The 21,856-nt window shown below is 35.5% G+C and carries 19 protein-coding genes and 2 pseudogenes; 19 read left to right on the top strand and 2 right to left on the bottom strand.

All coding sequences use genetic code 11. The features are described from left to right. Window positions 1-58 precede the first annotated feature (58 nt). From JCM19043_RS18580 to JCM19043_RS03650, 13 genes and pseudogenes are all read left to right on the top strand, one after another. Window positions 59-556: an ABC transporter ATP-binding protein gene (locus JCM19043_RS18580; RefSeq protein ID WP_369813747.1), complete on the top strand. Its 498-nt coding sequence runs from the start codon at window positions 59-61 to the stop codon at window positions 554-556. A gap of 86 nt (window positions 557-642) precedes the next feature. Further along, window positions 643-984 (top strand): hypothetical protein, encoded by a 342-nt coding sequence (locus JCM19043_RS18585; RefSeq protein WP_369813748.1) that lies wholly within the window; start codon window positions 643-645, stop codon window positions 982-984. Further along, window positions 981-1,802: an ABC transporter permease gene (locus tag JCM19043_RS03600; protein ID WP_062320057.1), complete on the top strand. Its 822-nt coding sequence runs from the start codon at window positions 981-983 to the stop codon at window positions 1,800-1,802. Before JCM19043_RS18585 ends, JCM19043_RS03600 begins: the two co-directional genes overlap by 4 nt. Window positions 1,803-2,285: 483 nt before the next feature. After that, a complete protein-coding gene (locus tag JCM19043_RS03605) occupies window positions 2,286-2,717 on the top strand; it encodes a DUF5412 family protein (RefSeq protein ID WP_062320058.1) in 432 nt (143 codons plus the stop codon). Between the two features lie 41 nt (window positions 2,718-2,758). Next, window positions 2,759-3,331 carry a GNAT family N-acetyltransferase gene (locus JCM19043_RS03610; protein ID WP_062320060.1) on the top strand — a complete coding sequence of 191 codons (573 nt, stop codon included), beginning with the start codon at window positions 2,759-2,761 and terminating at the stop codon, window positions 3,329-3,331. A 74-nt stretch (window positions 3,332-3,405) separates the two neighbouring features. Continuing rightward, on the top strand, window positions 3,406-4,401 hold the full coding sequence (locus JCM19043_RS03615) for a virulence RhuM family protein (protein ID WP_062320062.1): 996 nt from the start codon (window positions 3,406-3,408) through the stop codon (window positions 4,399-4,401). 155 nt (window positions 4,402-4,556) lie between these two features. Beyond that, window positions 4,557-5,516, top strand: a complete 960-nt coding sequence (locus JCM19043_RS03620; protein WP_062320063.1) for an AAA family ATPase — start codon at window positions 4,557-4,559, stop codon at window positions 5,514-5,516. Then, a complete protein-coding gene (locus tag JCM19043_RS03625) occupies window positions 5,516-6,496 on the top strand; it encodes a S8 family serine peptidase (protein ID WP_062320065.1) in 981 nt (326 codons plus the stop codon). The genes JCM19043_RS03620 and JCM19043_RS03625 overlap by 1 nt, the downstream gene beginning before the upstream one ends. 106 nt (window positions 6,497-6,602) lie before the next feature. Beyond that, window positions 6,603-7,946 carry a S8 family peptidase gene (locus JCM19043_RS03630; RefSeq protein ID WP_369813753.1) on the top strand — a complete coding sequence of 448 codons (1,344 nt, stop codon included), beginning with the start codon at window positions 6,603-6,605 and terminating at the stop codon, window positions 7,944-7,946. Between the two features lie 207 nt (window positions 7,947-8,153). Continuing rightward, window positions 8,154-9,746, top strand: coding sequence for a type I restriction-modification system subunit M (locus JCM19043_RS03635; protein ID WP_062320070.1), 1,593 nt, complete (start codon window positions 8,154-8,156; stop codon window positions 9,744-9,746). After that, window positions 9,739-10,983 carry a restriction endonuclease subunit S gene (locus tag JCM19043_RS03640; protein WP_062320072.1) on the top strand — a complete coding sequence of 415 codons (1,245 nt, stop codon included), beginning with the start codon at window positions 9,739-9,741 and terminating at the stop codon, window positions 10,981-10,983. The genes JCM19043_RS03635 and JCM19043_RS03640 overlap by 8 nt, the downstream gene beginning before the upstream one ends. 12 nt (window positions 10,984-10,995) lie before the next feature. After that, window positions 10,996-14,153, top strand: a pseudogene (locus tag JCM19043_RS03645) (type I restriction endonuclease subunit R). A 489-nt stretch (window positions 14,154-14,642) separates the two neighbouring features. Beyond that, the gene (locus tag JCM19043_RS03650) at window positions 14,643-16,184 is read left to right on the top strand and encodes a hypothetical protein (protein ID WP_062320074.1); all 1,542 of its coding nucleotides are present in this window, start codon (window positions 14,643-14,645) and stop codon (window positions 16,182-16,184) included. Window positions 16,185-16,402: 218 nt separating this feature from the next. Here the strand turns inward: JCM19043_RS03650 and JCM19043_RS03655 are convergent, their stop codons facing one another. Continuing rightward, a complete protein-coding gene (locus JCM19043_RS03655) occupies window positions 16,403-16,612 on the bottom strand; it encodes a hypothetical protein (RefSeq protein ID WP_156321323.1) in 210 nt (69 codons plus the stop codon). Window positions 16,613-16,997: 385 nt separating this feature from the next. Here JCM19043_RS03655 and JCM19043_RS03660 point away from each other — a divergent pair, with 385 nt between their 5' ends. Beyond that, complete coding sequence (locus JCM19043_RS03660; protein WP_062320078.1) at window positions 16,998-17,663, top strand: hypothetical protein; 666 nt, start codon at window positions 16,998-17,000, stop codon at window positions 17,661-17,663. Window positions 17,664-18,176: 513 nt separating this feature from the next. Here JCM19043_RS03660 and JCM19043_RS03665 read toward each other — a convergent pair. Further along, window positions 18,177-18,683: a DUF1456 family protein gene (locus JCM19043_RS03665; RefSeq protein WP_062320080.1), complete on the bottom strand. Its 507-nt coding sequence runs from the start codon at window positions 18,681-18,683 to the stop codon at window positions 18,177-18,179. 472 nt (window positions 18,684-19,155) lie between these two features. Between JCM19043_RS03665 and JCM19043_RS18590 the strand changes: the two are divergent. The 5 genes and pseudogenes from JCM19043_RS18590 to JCM19043_RS18600 form a co-directional block, all read left to right on the top strand. Continuing rightward, window positions 19,156-19,801, top strand: a pseudogene (locus JCM19043_RS18590) (cache domain-containing protein); the annotation flags it as partial. Window positions 19,802-19,927: 126 nt separating this feature from the next. After that, the gene (locus JCM19043_RS18595) at window positions 19,928-20,569 is read left to right on the top strand and encodes a methyl-accepting chemotaxis protein (RefSeq protein WP_369813755.1); all 642 of its coding nucleotides are present in this window, start codon (window positions 19,928-19,930) and stop codon (window positions 20,567-20,569) included. Further along, on the top strand, window positions 20,563-20,742 hold the full coding sequence (locus JCM19043_RS03680; RefSeq protein ID WP_062320087.1) for a hypothetical protein: 180 nt from the start codon (window positions 20,563-20,565) through the stop codon (window positions 20,740-20,742). The genes JCM19043_RS18595 and JCM19043_RS03680 overlap by 7 nt, the downstream gene beginning before the upstream one ends. 120 nt (window positions 20,743-20,862) lie before the next feature. Next, window positions 20,863-21,060: a hypothetical protein gene (locus JCM19043_RS03685; RefSeq protein ID WP_062320089.1), complete on the top strand. Its 198-nt coding sequence runs from the start codon at window positions 20,863-20,865 to the stop codon at window positions 21,058-21,060. 217 nt (window positions 21,061-21,277) lie between these two features. Further along, complete coding sequence (locus tag JCM19043_RS18600) at window positions 21,278-21,571, top strand: hypothetical protein (protein ID WP_062320091.1); 294 nt, start codon at window positions 21,278-21,280, stop codon at window positions 21,569-21,571. Window positions 21,572-21,856 lie beyond the last annotated feature (285 nt).

Genomic DNA, 21,856 nt, shown 5'->3' on the forward strand with positions numbered 1-21,856 from the left:
TAAGTCGATGTGAGTTAAATGCGATGTAAGGTAAAAAAAACGAACAGGAGAACTCATTATGAAGTCAATCATTGAAGTGAGAAACTATACTAAAAAATATGGAGATTTTACGGCAGTAGATGATGTCTCATTTGAAGTAGAAGAGGGCAGTATATTTGCCTTTTTAGGACCAAATGGAGCGGGTAAAAGTACAACAATCAATACCTTATGTACGATGATGGAAAAAACAGCCGGCACACTGTTGATTGACGGAAAAGATGTTTCAACTGAAAAAGATGCCGTACGCCAAGCAATCGGCGTTGTTTTCCAATCACAGACATTAGATGAAAAAATGACGGTAAGTGAGAATTTGAAGATGCACTGTGTTTTTTATGGGGTACCAAAAAAAGAGGTCAAGGATCGAATCAATTTTGTATTGGATCTTGTTGATCTCGTTGATTGGCAGAATAAAAGTGTGTCTAGTCTTTCGGGTGGAATGAAACGTCGAGTAGAAATAGCGCGTGCCTTGTTACATTACCCAAAAGTATTATTTTTAGATGAGCCACAACCGGCTTAGATCCACAAACACGAAATAGAATGTGGGAATACATTACCAGACTTCAAAAAGAAAAAAACATTACCATCTTTCTGACAACGCATTATATGGATGAGGCAGAAATTTGTGATAAGGTAGCTATCATGGATGACGGTAAAATAATGGTAAACGACACACCTGAGAACTTGAAGCGGCTTTATACGAAGGATAAAGCTATTGTACAGGTAAGTAATTCAGACCTTTTTGAAGCAGCTTTGAATAGAGATGAGCATACGTACAAAAGGGACAAAGAAACTTTTTATATTGATATAGATAGTATTCAACATTTTCTGGAGTTTATTGAACCGTTCAAGAATGAAATAAATAATCTTGAAATCAAAAAAGGGACGCTGAACGATGTCTTCTTAGAAATTACAGGTAAAGAGATTAGAGAGGAATCTGCACAATGAGAACAATCACAGCGCTATGGCTCAGGAACATTAGAGGGTTCGTTCGTGATCGAGTTAAACTTATCACATCACTAATTATTCCTTTCTTTTTCCTTTATATTTTCAGATCGATTTTTAAAACAGATCAGGTAGAAGACCCAACCGCATTCTTACTCGCAGGAATCATTGTAGCAACAGTATTCCAAACGTCCTTGAATATTGCGACCTCGACCATTGATGATACTGTCTCAGGTTATATGAAAGAGATTTTAGTGAGCCCAACCAGTCGTTTTCAAGTAGCTCTCGGACAAATTCTATCTGCGGCTACCATCGCAACAACCCAGGGAATTTTGATACTAATAATCGGTTTCTTTACTGGCTTAAGTTTTGATCATTGGTATACCTTTATTTATGTTCTATTGATTTTGATGTTAGTCGGATTAGTTTTTTCTGGGTTAGGTTTATTCTTAGCTTCAATGGTCAAAAGCTCTTCTACTTTTCAAGTCGTCCAACAAGCTGTCGTTCTTCCGTTTACTTTCTTATCCGGAGCGTATATTCCATTGGCCTTTTTACCTAATGTTCTTCGGTCTTTTGCGTATTTTAATCCTATGACCTATACTACCGCCATCTTTCGAACGATTATGTTAGAAAAAGGTGGATTGACACAGACAGAGTGGGTGGAACTGGGTTTGGCGTTTGATTTGAACGGCTTCATAATCACACCTTGGATGAGTGGAATCATTATTATAGCTTTCGGCGCTTTATTCTTATTCCTAGCGACAAATGCTTTTGTTCGAGCAGACTTTAACAAAATTTCACGCAGTCCAGGTGAAAGCTAAAAGGAATTTTTTTCTCACACCGTAAGCAGGATTCTTCAGGAATTTCGTGGTTTATAAAAAATGAAAAGACAAGAAATAGAAGCGGAAAAAGAATTATGAGGTGCTATAGCAAATTATTAATACACTCTACATTAAACAAACTATTACGATAATTATTTTAATGCGTTATTAAATGGCTTGAACAAGTTAGTGCTAAGCTATATGACTTCAAGCAAAGATAATGATGTTCGTTATATATCAAAACAGATGTTACAACGAAAGGAATAATCTGATTAACTAAATGGAGCTAACATGGCACAATCATTAATTATATTATTAAGAGAACTTGAATTGAAGGATGTAGAATAGAAGTTGAAGTAGTTACTATCTCTAATGTTATTATAATAGTATAGAGGTTGCAGTTATATAAAGGTGGTCAATCAACGCTTTGAGTCATGAGTTAATTCGGTGAGTTTTACATAGATACTTGTTAGGGGGAGCTCTATGAAAAGATCTAAAATGATAATCATAGGTGTGTTAGTAGTTGGTGTAATAGCCGTAGGTGTATACTTTTCACTTTTCCACGTGAATCTTGATCAATATGATTTTCACCAAACACTCACCTTTGAAGTATCCCCAGATGGTCAGTATCAAGTAGAGCTTATTTTGTTAGGAAAACAAGAAGAGCGTTATGATGAAGAAGGAAATGTAATTACTAACAAAAATGAGTCTTACGACCAATACGCAAGGCTTTGGTATGAACCAGAGACAACAGAAGATGGATCGACTATCTGGCATGATAAGCATACTAAAATAATATACTATGAGAAAAATTGTACGGAGGATAATATTGAATGGCTTGATGACGATACAATTATCATTAATGATATGAGATTGAATATTCACAGGGATGTTTATGATTATAGAAGAAAATAGAGGCACTAAATGAATGATCTGACTAACCTAAAGGAGCTAACATGGCAGAATCACCAAATATAATATTAAGAGAATTAAAGTTGAAAGACTTAGAAGACTATTTGTATTGGAATCATCCATCTCGGGAATTCCATAAATATAATGGACCTTATTACAAGAAGCTAAGTGAATCTGACTTACAGGAATATATTGAGGATATAAAAGAGCGGTTGTTGCAGGGTGAAAAGAATGTACTCAAAAATAAAAAGGTCATAGTCAATAAAGAGATAGATGAGATCATCGGTCAAGTGAACTGGTACTGGAAGTCAGTAGAAACACTTTGGATGGAAATCGGTATCGTTATCTTTAATGAAAACTATTGGGGAAATAACATAGGTTCAAAAGCGTTAAGCATGTGGAATGATGAGATCTTTTCTGTTAATCCAAAACTTGTGAGACTTGGATTATCTACTTGGTCTGGAAATAAACGAATGATGAAACTGGCTGAAAAACTGGGGTTTAAGAAAGAAGCGGTATATAGAAAGGCGCGAATCGTAAATGAACAATACTATGATTCGATAAGTTATGGGATATTAAAAGAGGAATGGATCACGCAAAAGACAAACCGAGAATAAAAAACTTAAAGGTCTAGATGTTCTCGCAAGGTTTTGTTTTCAAGAAAACGAATCAAAAACAGGAGGTGAATGAATTGGAGAATGAAAGCAATTTACTTATTTATCAAACAGAAGACGGACACACCAAAATTGATGTAAGGTTAGAAAATGAAACAGTTTGGATGACACAGAAGGCAATCGCAGAATTATTTCAAACATCACCTCAAAATATTACGCTTCATGTGAAAAACATCTATGAAGAACGGGAATTAGACGCAGAAGCAACTTGTAAGTTTTACTTACAAGTTCAAAATGAGGGAACAAGAGAAGTAAAAAGAAAAGCCAAGCATTACAATCTTGAAATGATTCTAGCCATTGGTTACCGCGTTCGCTCCCATAGAGGGACACAGTTTCGTAAGTGGGCGACAGAACGTTTGAATGAATATCTCGTTAAAGGATTTACGATGGATGATGAACGTCTAAAAGACATGCGTAACTTCGGAGAAGATTATTTTGATGAATTACTTGAACGTATTAGAGATATTCGTTCATCAGAGAAGCGGTTCTATCACAAGATTACGGATATTTATGCGACTTCAGTAGACTATGATCCTAATGCAGAGGTCACACAACAATTCTTTGCGACCGTTCAAAATAAATTACACTTTGCTATTCATGGTAAAACAGCAGCTGAACTTATCTCAGATCGAGCGGATGCAGAGAAAGCCAATATGGGGTTAACCAATTGGGACGGTGATAAAGTACGGAAGAAAGATGTGAAAGTGGCTAAGAATTACTTATCTGAAAAGGAATTAAAGTCACTCAATCGCATTGTTACAATGTATTTAGACTATGCTGAAGACCAAGCAGAGCGGCAACGCCCATTGCACATGAAAGATTGGACTGACAAATTAAATGCCTTTCTACAATTTAATGATCGTGACATACTCGAGAACGCTGGTAAGGTGTCAAGAGCAGTTGCTGAAAAAATTGCTGTTGATGCATACGATAAATTTAATCAGTATCGAATTAATCAGGTTAAAGATGATGACTTTGATCAATTTATTGAAAATAATCATTTGAATAAGTAAGAGATATTGAGTATATACATCAGGAAGGAGTTTTAGACACTTCACCTGTAGATATTTGGTGTATTAATAATACGGAAATAATCTCAATAGATATCATATTAATAATAAAATTGGTATACTAAAGAAGAGCGCAAATTAGAAAAGGGGTGTCATAAATGGCAAATGCAGATCAAATAAAAAGTTTAATTAAATCACATTACAGCCATGATGAAAATAGGTTTGATACCCTCGTGAAACAACTTGCTGCGTATGAAGCGCGGAAAGGGAACACCAATTTAGCCAAAGATTTAAAAAACATTGCTGATGAATCGAGAAAAACAGAAAATAACATCATTCAATTTTCTAAAAGTAATGATTTAATCGAATTCAAAGAGCCAAAAATTAATTTAAGTGATATGGTATTAAATGAAAAATTATCAAGTAAGTTAACTAAAATTATTAATGAAAACAAGAATAGCGGTAAACTCAGAAAGCATGGATTAAAACCAAACCAAACAATACTGCTAGCGGGAGATCCGGGAACAGGAAAAACAATGACGGCGTCTGTCCTAGCAAAAGCTTTAAATATGCCATTAGGTATCATATATACCGATAAACTAACAACAAAATATATGGGAGAGACAACAGCGAAATTACGTAAAGTATTTGATACGATTGAACATATGAACGCGGTCTATCTCTTTGATGAATTTGATGCGATCGGTGGCGAAAGATATAGAGATAGTGATGTAGGCGAAATTCGACGCGTGTTAAATACGTTCCTACAATTAGTCGAGAATGTTCATTCGCGCAGTTTGATATTAGCCGCAACCAACTCTGTAACAAGTCTAGATAAAGCGTTATATAGAAGGTTCGATGACATATTATTCTATGACAAACCTTCTCACGATGAGATCAAACAACTTATGTCTAAACGACTGAATAACTATTATCCAGAAAAAAATTATGATGATTTTGTAGAGATGGCTCAAGGTTTAAGTCATTCAGAAATAGTCACAGCATGCGATAACCTAATCAAAGACTGTATTATCAATGATCTTGAAAACATTTCGAAAGAAATGGTTATACAATCTTTAGCTGATAGACAATCTGTGTATCATGAGGTGAATAGCTAATGAAGCATCTAAACCTAAAAAACACAAAGGAAAGTATGGCGTTTACCACTGTGAGTAAAAACGGTGGGGGGAAAGATCCTTATCCGAATAGGCAAGACGAACTCAGTCATATAAAAATACTACAAAATAAATTTAATCAAGTAGTCACTGATTCTAAAGTTAAAAGCTTTGAGGAAAGAGAAAAGTTATACCTCCAGATTACGGGTGAACCCGGGTTGCGTCTTAAATTTGATAGTTTAGAAAATAGAAAAATCGAGTCAAAAGTTATGAACATCCGTGAAATACCTGTACAAAATAGTACAGGAGACGTTGAAAACGTAGAACAAGTTGTAATGTCATTACCTAAAAAGAATGCAAATAAGTTTTTGAAAAAGCTAGAAGAGTATGAAGCGACTTTAGGCTTACCTAATAAAAACCCTACAAATAATGATTTAGTACGCTCAATAAGTAACATAGAGGCGGTTATTCTAGAATCTTTTTGGACAGGTAATACAGAATGGATCCCCACAGATGCTGAAAAGGTATGGTGTGAAATTTGGGTTGATTCAGTAGATGAAACGGTTATTGCAGATTTTAAACGTTTAGTGGCATCATTAAACATACAGATAAAAAATGAACAGATTCTTTTTGAGGAAAGAACTGTATTTATACTAAAAGTATCAAAAACAGACTTATCAGTATTAGTTAAAAGGTCAGACCACATTGCAGAATTTCGTAAGTCAGTAGAAGTGACCCCTTTTTTCATTGAGCTAGACGTGGAAGATCAACACAAATTTGTTGATGAACTACTCAGTATGGTTGAGGTAGAGGCCAATGGTATTTATGTCAGCTTGTTTGATACAGGTATTAATACGGGCCACCCTTTATTAGAAAGAATCTGTAGTGATGAAGATGTCCATAGTTATTTTGAAAATTATGATGGTTTCGATGTAAAAGGCCATGGAACAAACATGTCAGGGTTATTGCTTATGGTTATTTAGAAAAACTCCTTGAAGGTATTGAGAGTATAAAGATTCCACATCAAATTGAATCTGTTAAAGTACTACCTGATCGTGGCGCGAATGATGAACATCTTTATGGCGCATCATCCAAGAATCCGTCAGTGATTTGACGATAGATAATCCAGATAGAATAAGGGTCTATTGTATGGCTATTACGGCAAATGATTATGCATTGACTGATGGTAGACCAAGTTCTTGGTCAGGTGCGTTGGATGAACTAATTGCAGGTAGATTTGATGAAGATAGAAAAGTCTTTGTTGTTGCTGGTGGTAATATTGCTCCTCCATTTGAGAAAGGTAACTATCCAGACTTGAACATCCAAACAGGTATTTCTGATCCTGCACAATCTTGGAATGCCATAACTGTTGGAGCGTATGTTAACACAGAAGATAAAAATCAAGAGAATATAGCCTCTTTTGGTCAACTATCACCTTACTCAAGAACATCTCGGGAATGGGATAATAGTAGATGGCCGGTTAAACCTGAGATTGTCTTAGATGGGGGAACTGCTGTGTTATCGGATGAGCAAGCTTATCAGGATGATACGACATCAATTTTAACAACCGGTCATGATGTGACTAAGAACTTGTTCGATATCATTTGGGCAACAAGTGCTGCGACGGCTTTTGCCGCCAATATGGCTGCTAAAATAAGGAGTATCTATCCTGAATATTGGTCAGAAACTATTAGAGGATTAATGATCCATTCCGCAGATTGGACACCAGAGATGAAACAACAATTTCTACAGACGGATAAAAAATCTGATTACACAAAATTGCTGAGAACGTGTGGCTATGGTGTACCTGATTACGACAGAGCAATCAATACAAGTAACAATAGAGTAGCGATGATCATTGAAGATGAACTACAGCCCTTTGAGGGTGACAGTATGAATGAAATGCACTTACACAAAATCCCTTGGCCTACAGATTTACTTCTTTCTGATAAATTTGAAGATGTAAAATTAAAAATGAAAGTAACCCTATCTTACTTTATAGAACCAAGCCCTGGGGAGATTGGTTGGAGAGACAAATTTTTATATCAATCACACGGACTAAGATTTGCATTAAATGGCCATTCCGACAAGGATGAATTTACTAAAAAAATAAATAAGAAGGTTAGAAATAGTAAAGAAGATAAAGGAGAAGATCCAGGAATAAACTGGACGCTTGGTAAAAACAATCAGAGTATGGGATCGATACATTCCGATATCTGGGAAGATTATGCTAGTGAAATGGCGGCTCAACGCTACATAGCGGTTTATCCAGTGAATGGATGGTGGAGGAAAAGAAAACATTTAGGCGCCAGCCATAAAAAAGCAAGATATTCACTAATACTCACTGTAGAATCTGAAAAAGTAGATATTGACCTTCTGACACCGATATTGAATGAGATTAAACAAACGGTGAACATTGAGACGGAAATTTAGAATGAATCTGTATATGGTCGAGGTGAAAATAGGATAAAAGCACGGTCTCAAGAGAGTGGATGATGGATCTACGATAAAAGAGATGGTGCTTTTTCAACAGTAGCTTAGTATTGAACATATTATAAACTCAAAACTAAACACGTAAAAAGCATACAATGTTAAAAAGTATGATATGTATGTATTTAAACAAAGAGGAGCGTTATAACTATGGGAGCAGAATTAAATCAACGATTATTTAGTGCCGCAGATAACCTGCGCAGCAAGATGGATGCATCAGAATACAAGAATTACTTATTGGGGTTAATCTTCTATAAGTATCTATCAGATAAATTACTTGTTCAAGTCGTAGAACTTGCTGATGAATCACTAGATACATATTCAACACAAGAAAAGCAGAAAGAACTTTATCAAGAATTACTCAGCGATGAAGATACAAAGGAAGACTTGTTGGCGACTTTAATTGATACACTTGGTTATGATATTGAACCAGCGTATTTATTTAATGTACTCGCAGACCAAGCGAAACAGAATGTTTTTCAGTTAAACGATTTAAATAAAGCCTTTATTCAACTATCAACCAAATATGATACCTTTAATGGCTTGTTTGACGATGTTGATTTAACATCTAAAAAATTAGGTTCTGATGACCAACAACGTAATGTGACGATCACAGAAGTATTAAAGAAATTAAATGATGTCGATGTTGTGGGTTATGAAGGGGACGTGATCGGGGATGCGTATGAATTCCTTATCAGTCAATTCGCTTCAGAAGCTGGTAAAAAAGCGGGTGAATTCTATACCCCGCATATGGTCTCTGATATGATGGCACGTATCGTCGCCATTGGTCAAGAAGATAAAAAACTCTTTAGTGTGTTTGATCCAACGATGGGGTCAGGTTCACTGATGTTAAATGTTCGTCATTATTTAAACCATCCAGATAAAGTGAAATATCATGGTCAAGAGCTCAATACAACAACGTTTAATCTGGCAAAAATGAACCTCATTCTTCACGGTGTCGATGCAGAAGATATGAATGTGCGTAACGGTGATACGTTAAATAAAGACTGGCCAACTGATGAACCGTATACGTTCGATTCAGTTGTCATGAATCCACCGTATTCAGCGAAGTGGTCGGCAGACGCAACGTTTTTAGATGATTCACGTTTTAACCGTTATGGTAAACTTGCGCCAAAATCAAAAGCAGACTTTGCGTTTGTTTTACACGGTTACTATCATTTAAAAGAAACAGGTACGATGGCGATTGTCTTACCACACGGTGTGTTATTCCGAGGGGCAGCAGAAGGAACGATTCGTAAGAAGCTCTTAGAAGACGGAAGTATTTATGCGGTCATTGGAATGCCGGCCAATCTTTTCTTTGGTACATCCATTCCGACAACGGTCATTATCTTAAAGAAAAACAGAACCAATCGTGATGTCTTATTCATTGATGCAAGCAATGACTTTATTAAAGGCAAGAATCAAAACAAACTATCAAAAGAGAATATTGAGAAAATCATCGAAACATATAAAAACAGAGCAGAGGTTGAGAAATACGCTTATTTGGCAAACTTTGATGAAATCAAAGAAAACGATTATAACCTAAATATACCGCGTTATGTTGATACGTTTGAAGAAGAAGAGCCAGTCGATATGGAATCCGTTGGAAAAGAGATAAAAGAAGTGCGTGAAAGCAAGAAAGAGCTAGAAAAAAGTCTTTTTGAAGCCATTTCATCATTACAGTACAGTGATGAAGATGAAGAGTGGATTAAGGGTGCTTTAGAGGTGTTTAAGAATGATTAATAAAAAGACGCCAAACATAGGTTTTAGTCCTCTTGAAAGTGAACTAAAGAAATTAAGTTTCGAAAAAATTTTTGTCAGGGTAAAATCTTATTCTTTATCTAGAAGTGTGGAATCTAATTCTGAAACTGGAACTAAATATATACATTATGGAGATATTCATACAAAGGTAGCTGATAAGGTAGATAGAGCATCTAATATTCCATATATCGTTCCAGGAGATTATGAAACTTTACAAAAAGGCGATTTGATATTAGCAGATGCATCCGAAGATTATCAGGGAATTGCAACACCTGCAGTAATAATTGATGAGATTCCATTTAATATTGTAGCGGGTCTTCATACAATCGCATTAAGACCGAAAAAAGCTGATTCACTATATCTATACTATTTATTAAAATCTTCATCATTCAGAAAATATGGTTATAGAACAGGAACAGGGATGAAGGTATTCGGAATAAGTGTGACAAATGTCTTAAAATTTGATTATTTATATCCTGATATTCAAGAACAACAAAAAATCGGTGAATTCTTCAAACAACTCGATGACCGTATTGCCCTTCAGCAACATCAAATCAAAAAATTAAAACAGAGCAAGCAAGGTTTCTTGCAAAAGATGTTTCCGAAGGATGGAGAGTCTGTCCCGGGGGTTCGGTTTGATGGGTTTAGTGAGGAATGGGAAATTAAGAAGGTTGATGATATAGCTAATGAAACATATGGTGGAGGAACACCTAAAACGTCAGTTGAAAGTTATTGGAAAGGTACAATTCCTTGGCTTCAAAGTAGTGACTTAAGGCTAGATAATTTTAATGTTGATATCCCTACTAAGTATATTAATGAAGATTCTATCAATAATTCTGCAGCCAAAATTATACCCGCTAATTCAATTGCGGTTGTTACTAGAGTTGGTGTTGGGAAAATTGCATTAATTCCTTATATTTATGCTACAAGTCAAGATTTCTTATCACTGTCTAAGTTAAATGTTGATATAAATTTTGCTCTTTACTCGCTATATTTAAACATTATTAAGGTGGTAAACAAACTACAAGGCACTTCAATCAAGGGAATAACTAAGTCGGAATTATTAAAGAGAAAAATATTACTCCCAAGAGAAATAAAAGAACAACAACAAATCGGAGAATTCTTCAAACAACTTGATGACTTAATCGCTAAAAACGAACGTGAACTTGAGTTACTACAAGAAACGAAAAAAGGTTTTCTACAAAAAATGTTTGTCTAGGAGGTGAGCTTGATGCAAAAATTCACACACCGAGAAGAAGCAGAAATTGAATCGCATTTGATTGATGTCTTAGGTGAAGGACATAATCAATGGACGTATCGGTCGGACTTAAAGTCAGAAGCTGATCTGTGGGCGAACTTACGTCAAAAGATTACACACAATAACCTATCTGAACTCAATGAACAGCCGTTAACGGATAAAGAGTTTGAGGCAGTAAAGACCGAGTTATTATTGCGTACGCAAACCCCATTCGATGCAGCTAAATGGTTAAAAGGTGAAAACGGGATTGCGAGAATCACGATCGAACGAGAAGATAGTCAGTTAGGTTCAGCCTCACTCATTCTTTACTCAAACCAAGACATTGGTGGGGGTATCTCAAGTTATGAAGTCGTGAATCAAATTGCGAAACAAAGCAGTCGAGAGAATGGCCGGGATCGTCGTTTTGACGTGACGTTATTAATTAACGGGTTACCGATTGTTCAGATTGAGTTAAAGAAAGTCACGGCCAAAGACGGGGTCTATCAAGCGTTTAATCAAGTAAAGAAATATGCAGAAGAAGGTATGTTTCGAAACAATATCTTTTCAACCTTACAGCTTTTTGTCGTGTCGAATGAACAAACGACCCGTTACTTTGCGAATGCCTTGCCAAAGAATATGCACCGGAAGTTCTTATTTAGCTGGCGCACAAAAGACAATAAAAAGGTTGAAAACTTATATGAGTTCTGTAAACAGATGTTAAACATTCCTGATGCCCACCGGTTGATTGCGCATTATACGATTGTGAGTGAAGACCAAGATAATAAAATATTAATGGTCTTACATCCGTACCAAGTCCATGCGATTGAAGCATTATTTGTTTCGGCAAATAAACACGAATCCGGTTATGTCTGGCATGCGACCGGCTCAGGTAAAACACTCACGAGTTTTGTTTCGACGAAGCTACTCGCAAGAAAGTCTGGGATTGACCGAACGATTATGTTGGTGGACCGTAAAGATTTAGATAATCAAACCACGAGCGAGTTCACGAAGTTTGCCTCAGAGTTTAATACAGGGATGTCGACAGGGACTGCTGTTTCAAATAGTTTAATTGTTGGGACAGGGAGTTCAAAAGAGCTAAGTAACACATTACTTGCAGAGGCAAACTCTAATGTTGTCATTGTAACAACGAGACAAAAACTTGATTCCGCCTTGAAATATGCGAAAAAACAAGAAGAACAAAAGGGCACCAATCGTTATAAAAAACTGATGGGTCAACACATTGTTTTTATCGTGGATGAATGTCACCGGGCCTTAAGTGCCGAGAACATGGAAGAAATTAAAGCCTTCTTCCTAACTCAACGTGGTTTGGTTTTACGGGTACACCCATATTTGAAGAAAATAAAAAACAAGCCAAAGGTCAATTAGCACGAACAACGTATGATCAATATGGTGACGTGTTACATACCTATACAATTAAAAATGCTTTAGAAGATGGTTCAGTGCTAGGTTTTCAAGTGGAACACGAAACTACGATTGAACCGACATCATTAGATAATATGATTTTCCAACAATTAAAGCTGAGCGATAAGTATATGTCATCGACACCTGAACAAGTGAATCGTGTCATTGATGAGATGGATGGCATAGAGAAAGAGAAATACTTAGATAATAGTATATATGAACGTGATGAGCACATTGATAAAGTCATTCGTAAAATCTTTCGTCCAGATAACGCGTACACAAAGTTTGATTTTAGAAATGGTCACCCAACAAAGTCAGCGATTCTAACGACAAGCTCGATTGAGATGGCGAAGAAGTATTACTATGCGATTAAAGTAATGACAAAAGAAGCAAATTGGTTAGAGCAGTCGTTTCCTGACCATCCTATCCGTCAAGGACGCACGATGAATGATCCAGATTTCCCGCGGATTGCGATCACCTATCATTAGATGAAAATACAGAGAATGCCGAAGGCAAACAAAGTGAAATGAATCAGATTATAGAAGAGTATAACGGCTATTATGATACAACTTGGACGTTATCTGATATTGAACGCTATAACGGGGATATTAATAACCGATTGGCACGAAAGAGAGCGGAGTTTAAACAATTTGGTCGTCAAGTGGATTTAGTTATTGTTGTTGACCGGTTACTCACTGGCTTTGATGCACCGACGGTGCAAACGCTTTTTGTTGATCGTAACTTGGAGTATGCTGGACTCATACAAGCATTCTCACGGACGAATCGGACTATCCCGAAAAGACAAAAGGATTAATTGTCACATTCCGTAAACCGTATAAGATGGAACAGAATGTAGCCAATGCGACAAAACTTTACTCTGAAGCAAGGGATGAATCAGGGTTGATTTATCCTACGTATGATGAATCAAAGAAACGGTTCAAACAAGCCTATAAAAAAATCAATGAATTTACGGTTATCCCAGGGAAGATGGATGAGCAAACACCACTGGAAGACCGGATAGAATATGTTAAAGCTTATCAAGAGCTTAATAACGCCTATGAAGCGCTTGTTACTTATGATGATTATAATAATGAGATGGATCAATCAAAGGCAATGCAACAACAAGTCTCTATCTTAAAAGAACAAGCGGGTGTTTATGAAACGGTTAAAGGTTCCCTCGTTGATATCGATGAAAAAGATGAAGATGATGCTCCGGATTTCTCTGATATCGCGTTTTATAGTGACAATTCAACGAAGCTCTATGACATCGATGCTGCTTATATTGATCAATTACTAGGCACTTATGCGGCCAACAGTGCTGATGTCCGTGAGGAGATCGAAAAAGCCCTCCAGAAGTTGAACAAAACAGAAGTGGTTAAAGAGGTTTACCGAGAGATATTAAATGCGATTGATCACGATAATATTGATCAATCAGAAGATATCTTTGCGATAAAGCGTCAATTTTTACTGATCAGAAAAACGAAGTGATTGATGCATTTGCGAGTACATGGCATGTTTCAGTAAATGAACTACATGCATCAGCCATTCAATATGTGTATGGTATGGAATCTATTCCGAACGTTAAAAGCATTATTGAAAGTAAAGACTATGAGGCTTATAAAGAACAGCATCCAGATGTTAAACCATTTAAGTATCCGCAAATGATGAAGCGAGCGTGGCGTAAAGTGCTGGATGAGCAAGTTGTGCCATTAGATAACGAGTTGAAATAATCTTGATTGTAGTATGTTGTTAACTTAGTAACATAAATGAGCCTGTCTATAAAAAGATATGGTTTTATAATGGTAATTAAACGATACTACACTAATATGAAATGATAGTTATACAAAACGAAATACTATATATAGATTTGTGATATATATTATCTGCATTTTGTTTTTTAGCGGTATATTATAATGTATCATTAGATGGTAAATTTTTGAATAGTTTCAAGTTAGAATTATTGGGTTTAATTTAATGAAAATGAGTACATTAAGTGCCGAATTATCATAATGTTAAGGCGATATTGCTATGTCTAATATAAATACCCTATGAAATAATTGTATATATGGCGATAGGGAGCTGTAATCTTCTAAGTTAAATTAAAGAAGAATATTAGCTCTGAAATTGCTATATTAACATTTTCTTAGACTTTTTAGGTGATTTGTTGAAGTAGTGTGGTTAGCTTTTTTCGAACAAATAAAAAAATGTGGAGGGATATTATGAGTTTACCGAAATTATCTATTTTTTTTGGTGCAGGTGCAGAAATAGGGTATGGTTTACCTTCTGGAGGGAAATTTGCATTGGATATCTTTAGAACTTCAAATGAAGAGGACAAAGAAATTTTCCGAAAAAAAATTCATTCAATAGATAGAATGTCTCAATTGGCTACTCAATGGTTACCTGATAATTATGCAAATAAAAGATTAAATGTATTTGGTAAAGGTGAGTTTGAAGGTCTGATTGCATCTAGTTTAGAGAATAGAAGACAGAATATTTTAAATTATCTTAACAACTTTGATGAAAATGTTTTAGTGCTATTAAGCGATTGGACAGTGACAGATAACATTATTAATAGTAAATTCACTGAAGAGACAGAAGAACAAATTGGTCAAAAGAGGTATAGTCAGACCATAAGATTAAATGAAAAACTTGCTACTCAAGTTCCATTGTTTGATTCTGCTTATTTTTCAGCATTTTTAAGGTTATTGCAAATTCATCCTCAGGATAGGTACTTGAAGAGGATTATTCGTGCTATTTTAGAACTATTGGTTGGGGCGTTTGGTCAAAATTTAGTTTCTCAACTAAATGAAGAATTATTTACCCAAGCTCCCGATGAAATCAGTGTATTTGATGATTTAACTGGTATTTTCTCATTAAATTATCAAGGTGTAGGACAAACAGGTATGGAGATTATAATTGAAGAGCAACCTATTGAAATAGATGATACTACAGAGGGAATAACAATTTTTAAAGAGTTAGGACGATCCATTTTAGAAGACATATACTGTCAAGCAATGGATTATCAATCATTAATAGATAGCCATTTTAGATATCTCTATAATCCTAAAGCGCACTGGGCTAAATTTAGTCGTATTGCTATCTTTCTTCATACTGTTCAACGATATATTATAGAAAATGTCAACATTGATGCACAAAGGTTAAAGGACGGTCCCGGATATTATCATGACTTGATAGATTTACAAGAAGAATTTAACTTGATTGCAGTTGGCACAACTAACTATAATAATTTTGTTAAACAAGTAATTAAAGGAACAAGTATAGAACAGACTCCGGTGTATCATTTAAATGGCAGTGTCAATGATTATTATGATCCTTATAAAAATGAAATATTAACAATACCATCAGCTATTGAAGAAGAAGGAAGAATCTTAGTGCCATTTATGTTTACCCAAAGTGGGGTAAAGCCTTTAACTTCTGTAGAAATGTCTCGTAAATACGTTGAACTATATGATCACTTTATCGATTCTGACATTATAAGTGTTATAGGATATGGGTTTAATAGCGATGATGGACATATAAATGGTTTGTTTAGGAGTTTAGTAGAAAAAGAAAATAAAAAACTTTATATCTTCCACTATAAAGATAGTAATGAAACGAATACCCAAATCGAAAGATATTATCAAGAAAAATTGCGTCTAAATTCAACTAGTAATATAAAAGTTTTTCTAATGGATAAACAGCGCAATGTTAATGATGAGATTTGGTTTAATAGTCTTGTTAAAGAATTAGTAATGAGTTAAATATAAGAATCTTTGGTATAAAATTAAATATATATTTTAATCAAAGAAATGGTGTTCTAATTGCTTTACATGCTAACAGTATGACACCTTTATTACAATTATTCATAATAGCCTCTCAGATTTTATTGGTAGCGGGCAGGATATTATTCGCATTGTTATAGTTGTTAGTATCGAAAATTAATGCGGGTGTTCAAATACTAGTTCTTTTCAGAAGTTACTCATATAGCGATCATCATAAGGTTTGTTATTGCTGTGTCTTCTTTTCTCAATACGGCACTCAATTCAATAGTCAAAATCAAAATACTAGATTTATCTACAAGCGCTAAAATACCATTGTTCGTAAATGTTAAAGCAATATTTACTTTGTTTAAGGCAAAGGAATTAACATTTTCATCTGTGAGCATGACTTTTTGGCCGTATTTTACCAACAAGAATTAATTACGATAAACTACATTTCAATTATGCTATATACATTACCACTAGTGACAAGTTATTTAGCACCACATACTAAGGTATTTACCACCCAATCCGAACCTATTCATCAGCACGTTAAAATAACTATATATCATGGAGATTTCTAGAGAGATCCAATGGCTTCACACCGAACCTCATGCGGACATGGTTCTTGGCCAGAGAATCAACTGAATTCATGCTGAATCAGACCAATGAGGTAACCATGCCCGCTGCTCAATATAAAATCTAGATCCATACGAGTAATGGTAAGTCATTTGTCATACGTTGGTACATTTCTTGGCAAGCCTGGTAAATATCATTGGCAGTAGTCACTTGAGTCTGAATATGAGGAGAGGTTAAATGTTAATTGCTGACTTATTGAAGGTTTACAATGAAAATTACGGATTAGTGCGTAGATTTATTTATAGTTTTAAGAAAAACAAGTTCATTATAATTCCATATATTGTTATTATAGCGTTGCCAGGTGTTTTTTACTTAAGTTTAACAGTAGATGATAGAATAATAAGTACATTAATGATGGTATTGACTGTGAGTTTCTATTTCAGTTCAATTGTTTATGCTAGTTATATTCACCAGAAAATTATAGTTAGTGATTATAAAAGTATAAACGAATACGAAGAACATAAAATAGAAAAAATTGATCTATGTATAAAAGAAAATGTCAAAATAAACTCTGAGGAAGATTACCAACTAATAGATACGTTATTGGTAAAAGAGATTAAACTTCTTGAAGATAGCAAGAAGATTCCCCTTTCTATTATCATAAGACAACTAATTGTTTCAGTTTTAATTACAGGATTGTTAACATATAGCTTAAGAGAGTTGATGAATGGGAATAATGAAGTTGGAATGCCATTATTTAAACTTTATATGTTGATTTTAGGAACTATGATAATGATTAGCTCATTTCTGTACATGTTAAAAGAGTTTTCGAAAATAAATAAGTTGAAGCAAATAAGTAAAATTATCACAGAACTTCAATTGAGGAAGTATCAAAATAAGTGAGAGAATGAGACGGTTTATAGGAGAAAATGAAATAATAGCGAGGTAAAACCTTTCACTTTTAAGCTTTTACCTCTTGTGTGCGCAGGCATGGGTGTCTTCTATGAGGAAGAATCTAAAGGAAGCCGGAAGCAAACAGTTGAACGGAAGATAGAGTCACCCAGGTTAAGGAGAACTTGATATATCGACTAAATCTTATTCTTTCAATGTTAGGCCCATGTGACGTGCTCTCATTTCCACAGGTTTAACCGACTTTAACGAAACTCTCTAGTCTAGTATAACTTATTAATTACACTTGAATTGTAAAGTCAAATGTATAAACTTTATTTAAAGTGAATATAAATATATGGAAAAAAGTATACTTATGATATGCCAACCCTAAAATATCCTTTTTTATACTATAATTATAATAATAGGATTGGTAAATCTATAAACGAGCACGTCAAACATCGAGGATCTAAGCATTCAAAAAAACTGTACTAACGTTTGTATTTAAATTACTGCTATTAGTAGAATTTAAAGCCGGTATTCAAGCGCTAACCCCTTTAAGAAGTTCCTCATGTACCGGTCCCCACAAGGTTTGTAATTACGATGGCCTTCTTTTCTCAGTACAGCACTCAATTCACTAGTGGAGATTGAAATACCCGCTTTCTCTAAAAGCGCTAAGATATCATCGCTCGTCAGTGTTAAAGCAATCTTTACTTTCTTTAAGACCAAGTTATTAACATTTTCATCTGTTAAGCTGACTTTTTGCGGCGCTTTTTTAGCGGGGTCTTGTTTACCGCGTTTAAAGATAATGAAGCCATCTAAGAAAGCATTCAACTGTGGGTTCGTGCAAGCTATCTCGTATTCATTTTCAGTGAATGCATCGGTATCATCTGTTTTTCCGTTCGTTTTTGTTAACATGTCCTGGACCGTTTCTTTGTCAATCTTCTCTTCACCTAAGGCGAAAATGTCGACCATTTCTTCATCTTTTAAATCAAGCGCATATCTTAACCTAATCAATAAATCATTATTATTCATTATGGACCTCCATTAGTTATCTGCTTATTCATCATTTCGAACGCGCGTGCAATCCGAGCGAATGTTTAGGTTAATTCTAGACCAAACAGATAGAAGCGTCAATCAGCGTAAGTGCAACATCGTTACACCCGTTTGTTGTTTAGTTATAATCAGGCCGCTGCTTTCAATTATTCGTTGCTAGATAGATACAGCTTGTAACCATATTAATGAGCAATCTGATAATCATTAATTGTTAGGCATCTAAAATATTAGTCAAAGGGCTTTTACTTTTCACCTGTTAAGACGATATTAATTTAGATAGACAGATGAAAAGAGGAACTTTACTATGAGACTTAATATTCGAAAAAAATTATTGATTATTACAACGTTACTTCTATTACTTCCAAGCTTAACGATTGGTATGGTCAGTTACTATTCGGCCAGTGACCACTTAAACACCTCAGGTGAAACAACCATTCAAAATGCAGTGGAAATGGCACTTCAGTTAATAGATTCTATGGACCAACAAGTAAAGAGCGGTCAACTCACACTTGAAGAAGCGCAAGAACAAGTCAAAGTGTATTTACTTGGCGAACGTCAAGCAGATGGTACACGACCGGTGACATCAACGATTGACTTAGGTAAGAACGGTTATTTTGTTATTTATGACCAAGAAGGGCTAGAAGTCGCTCACCCAACAATTGAAGGCGAAAATGTCTGGGATGTTCAAGACCGCGAGTCAATTCCTTGTCCAAAATCAAATCCAGGCCGCTCTAGATGGTGGTGGTTTTACGACGTATGCTTGGGCTTTTCCAGATGACCCCAATCGTATTGGAGATAAAATCATGTACAATGCACTCGACCCTAACTGGGGCTGGGTGGTAACAGCAGGTTCTTATATGGAAGACTTTAATGAAGGCTCACAAGATATTTTGTGGACCGTCGTGATCACAACGACTATTGCCTTAATTGTAGGCATTATCTTTTCCGTTCTATTTGCTAACCATATTTCACGCCCAATTAAAGCAATCAGAGCGTACCTACTCGACCTTAGTCAAAATCAACTAGACATGCCTGATCTGGTGTATAAACGTCAAGATGAAATCAATGATTTAGCTGAAAGTTTAAATCTTATGAAAAACAATCTTAGTGACATGATTGGTAAAATTTCAAGCGTGTCGCATACCTTGGCTGCTTCGTCTGAACAACTAAGCGCAAGCAGTGAAGAGACGAATAAAGCAACGGAGCAAATTGCGTCATCAATTATGTCCGTCTCTGAAAGTTCAGATCGTCAAAGTCAGATGGCTCAACAATCGATGACGACCGTTGAAACGATTGCGGAGCGGATTAATAGTATTGAAGACAGTATTAGTCGAGTGAATACATCAGCTGAAACGTCTGCTGAGCGAGTAGAACGTGGACAAGAAGGCATTAAAGCGAGTGCAAAAGTCATGACGAACATTAAGGGTACAACGTCTAATGTATCGACATCTGTACACAAGCTCGGGGAAGAATCCAAACAAATTGGTAAAATTATTAACGTTATTACTGATATTGCTGAACAAACGAACTTACTTGCCTTAAATGCCGCGATTGAAGCCGCCCGCGCGGGCGAGCACGGAAAAGGCTTTGCGGTCGTCGCAGACGAAGTAAGAAAATTAGCGGAAGAATCGAGTCAATCGGCGACCGATATTCGTACGTTGATTGAAAAAATCCAAATAGAGATTGAAAAGTCCGTCGACATGATGAAAGAAAACGAGACCGTTGTGATTGAAGGTCAACAAAAAATTGATGGCACGGGTAAAGCCTTTGATGCGATTCAATCAGCGACAACGGATATTGTTTCACGGACGAAAGAGATGCTTGGTGCTATTCAGAGCATAAGCCAGGTACAACCGACATGGTGAAGCGCAGTCAAGAAACAACGGATGATGTGATGCAGTCGGCAAGTGACGTCGAAACTGTTGCTGCCGCTTCTGATGAACAAAGTGCATCGATGGAAGAAATTGCGGCTTCTTCTGAGTCTCTCTCTCATATGGCTGAAGAATTAAGTGATATTGTAAATCAATTTAAGCTATAAGATCAGTAAAATAACTTGATTATAATAGAACGAACCATATCTTCTAGTGAGTATTGAAGATATGGTTCGTTTTTATAATGAAAATGGCAACGTCACTTTGAAAATCAAGAGGTATCGCGTATGCTGATTGAAAAGATATTAAAAGTTACGGAGCAAATTAATCAGGAGATACAAAATGATTTCCAATTATGGGCAGGATGCACGACTGGTCATTCTTTTTTAACTACTAAACCAAGAGATATCGAAGAAACTGATTGGTTTAAACAAGTCACGCCTTATGAGTTTAAGCCATTGAGCAAGAGAAATTTCTCAATATAAAAGATGATACATCTGGGGCAATTACTTTATGAGCTGCGATTGCTTTCTCATCAACATGGTGATTGGAACTTGTTCACCGTACAATTATCTCCAAGCGAGATGCATAATTTATTTGAAAAAATTTACTTTACTTTTATCAACGGGAACAGTCCGGTTATGCGGTTGAGTAAAAAATCTTACAATGTCACCTTATAGGAACCAATCATTACTTCCAAAAATGCGGACAGACTTATCTCTTATTCATCAAAATGATAGTAAACGGATAGTGATAGATGTTAAGTTCTATCAAAATATGTTTCACCAATACTTTGATAAGCAAAGTATTCATAGTAAGCATCTTTATCAAATTGTCACTTATCTCATGCACCAGCCGCAGGATGAAGATCTCAGAGGGATATTAATTTATCCACACTGTGGATACGGAGAAGTTCAAGAGTGTTATAGGTGGAATGATCGAATAACAGTGAAGATATATAATATAAATCTCGATCAACTTTGGAATGAGATTTAAGACAAGCTGTTAATAATCATCAGAGAGTGATTCTAGAAAGATTGGCCACACCGTTAAAAGATTAATAATCCTCGGTTTTTTTTCATACAGACTGCACCAGCAATTATATTCTGATAGGAAATATGTGCAGGACAATCGATGATAGTTTCTTCAGTTAGGTTAATACTAATTATTCCTTAAGTGTATTGAAGGTGCACCTGATGACAGTAGGGCTGTTACGAGGACGTCAAACTTTATGATTGGTTTTAGCAGTTGATATTAGAATTTTAGATAACTAATTTGACG

It is taken from the genome of Halolactibacillus sp. JCM 19043 (genome assembly GCF_001310395.1).
Classification (GTDB): domain Bacteria; phylum Bacillota; class Bacilli; order Bacillales; family Amphibacillaceae; genus Halolactibacillus; species Halolactibacillus miurensis.

Bases quoted from the DNA above. Each gene is read 5' to 3' on its own strand.
- JCM19043_RS18580 (WP_369813747.1), top strand. From the start codon at position 59: ATGAAGTCAATCATTGAAGTGAGAAACTATACTAAAAAATATGGAGAT.
- JCM19043_RS18585 (WP_369813748.1), top strand. From the start codon at position 643: ATGGATGAGGCAGAAATTTGTGATAAGGTAGCTATCATGGATGACGGT.
- JCM19043_RS03600 (WP_062320057.1), top strand. From the start codon at position 981: ATGAGAACAATCACAGCGCTATGGCTCAGGAACATTAGAGGGTTCGTT.
- JCM19043_RS03605 (WP_062320058.1), top strand. From the start codon at position 2,286: ATGAAAAGATCTAAAATGATAATCATAGGTGTGTTAGTAGTTGGTGTA.
- JCM19043_RS03610 (WP_062320060.1), top strand. From the start codon at position 2,759: ATGGCAGAATCACCAAATATAATATTAAGAGAATTAAAGTTGAAAGAC.
- JCM19043_RS03620 (WP_062320063.1), top strand. From the start codon at position 4,557: ATGGCAAATGCAGATCAAATAAAAAGTTTAATTAAATCACATTACAGC.
- JCM19043_RS03625 (WP_062320065.1), top strand. From the start codon at position 5,516: ATGAAGCATCTAAACCTAAAAAACACAAAGGAAAGTATGGCGTTTACC.
- JCM19043_RS03635 (WP_062320070.1), top strand. From the start codon at position 8,154: ATGGGAGCAGAATTAAATCAACGATTATTTAGTGCCGCAGATAACCTG.
- JCM19043_RS03640 (WP_062320072.1), top strand. From the start codon at position 9,739: ATGATTAATAAAAAGACGCCAAACATAGGTTTTAGTCCTCTTGAAAGT.
- JCM19043_RS03650 (WP_062320074.1), top strand. From the start codon at position 14,643: ATGAGTTTACCGAAATTATCTATTTTTTTTGGTGCAGGTGCAGAAATA.
- JCM19043_RS03660 (WP_062320078.1), top strand. From the start codon at position 16,998: ATGTTAATTGCTGACTTATTGAAGGTTTACAATGAAAATTACGGATTA.
- JCM19043_RS03665 (WP_062320080.1), bottom strand. From the start codon at position 18,683: ATGAATAATAATGATTTATTGATTAGGTTAAGATATGCGCTTGATTTA.
- JCM19043_RS18595 (WP_369813755.1), top strand. From the start codon at position 19,928: ATGTCCGTCTCTGAAAGTTCAGATCGTCAAAGTCAGATGGCTCAACAA.
- JCM19043_RS03680 (WP_062320087.1), top strand. From the start codon at position 20,563: ATGGTGAAGCGCAGTCAAGAAACAACGGATGATGTGATGCAGTCGGCA.
- JCM19043_RS03685 (WP_062320089.1), top strand. From the start codon at position 20,863: ATGCTGATTGAAAAGATATTAAAAGTTACGGAGCAAATTAATCAGGAG.
- JCM19043_RS18600 (WP_062320091.1), top strand. From the start codon at position 21,278: ATGCGGACAGACTTATCTCTTATTCATCAAAATGATAGTAAACGGATA.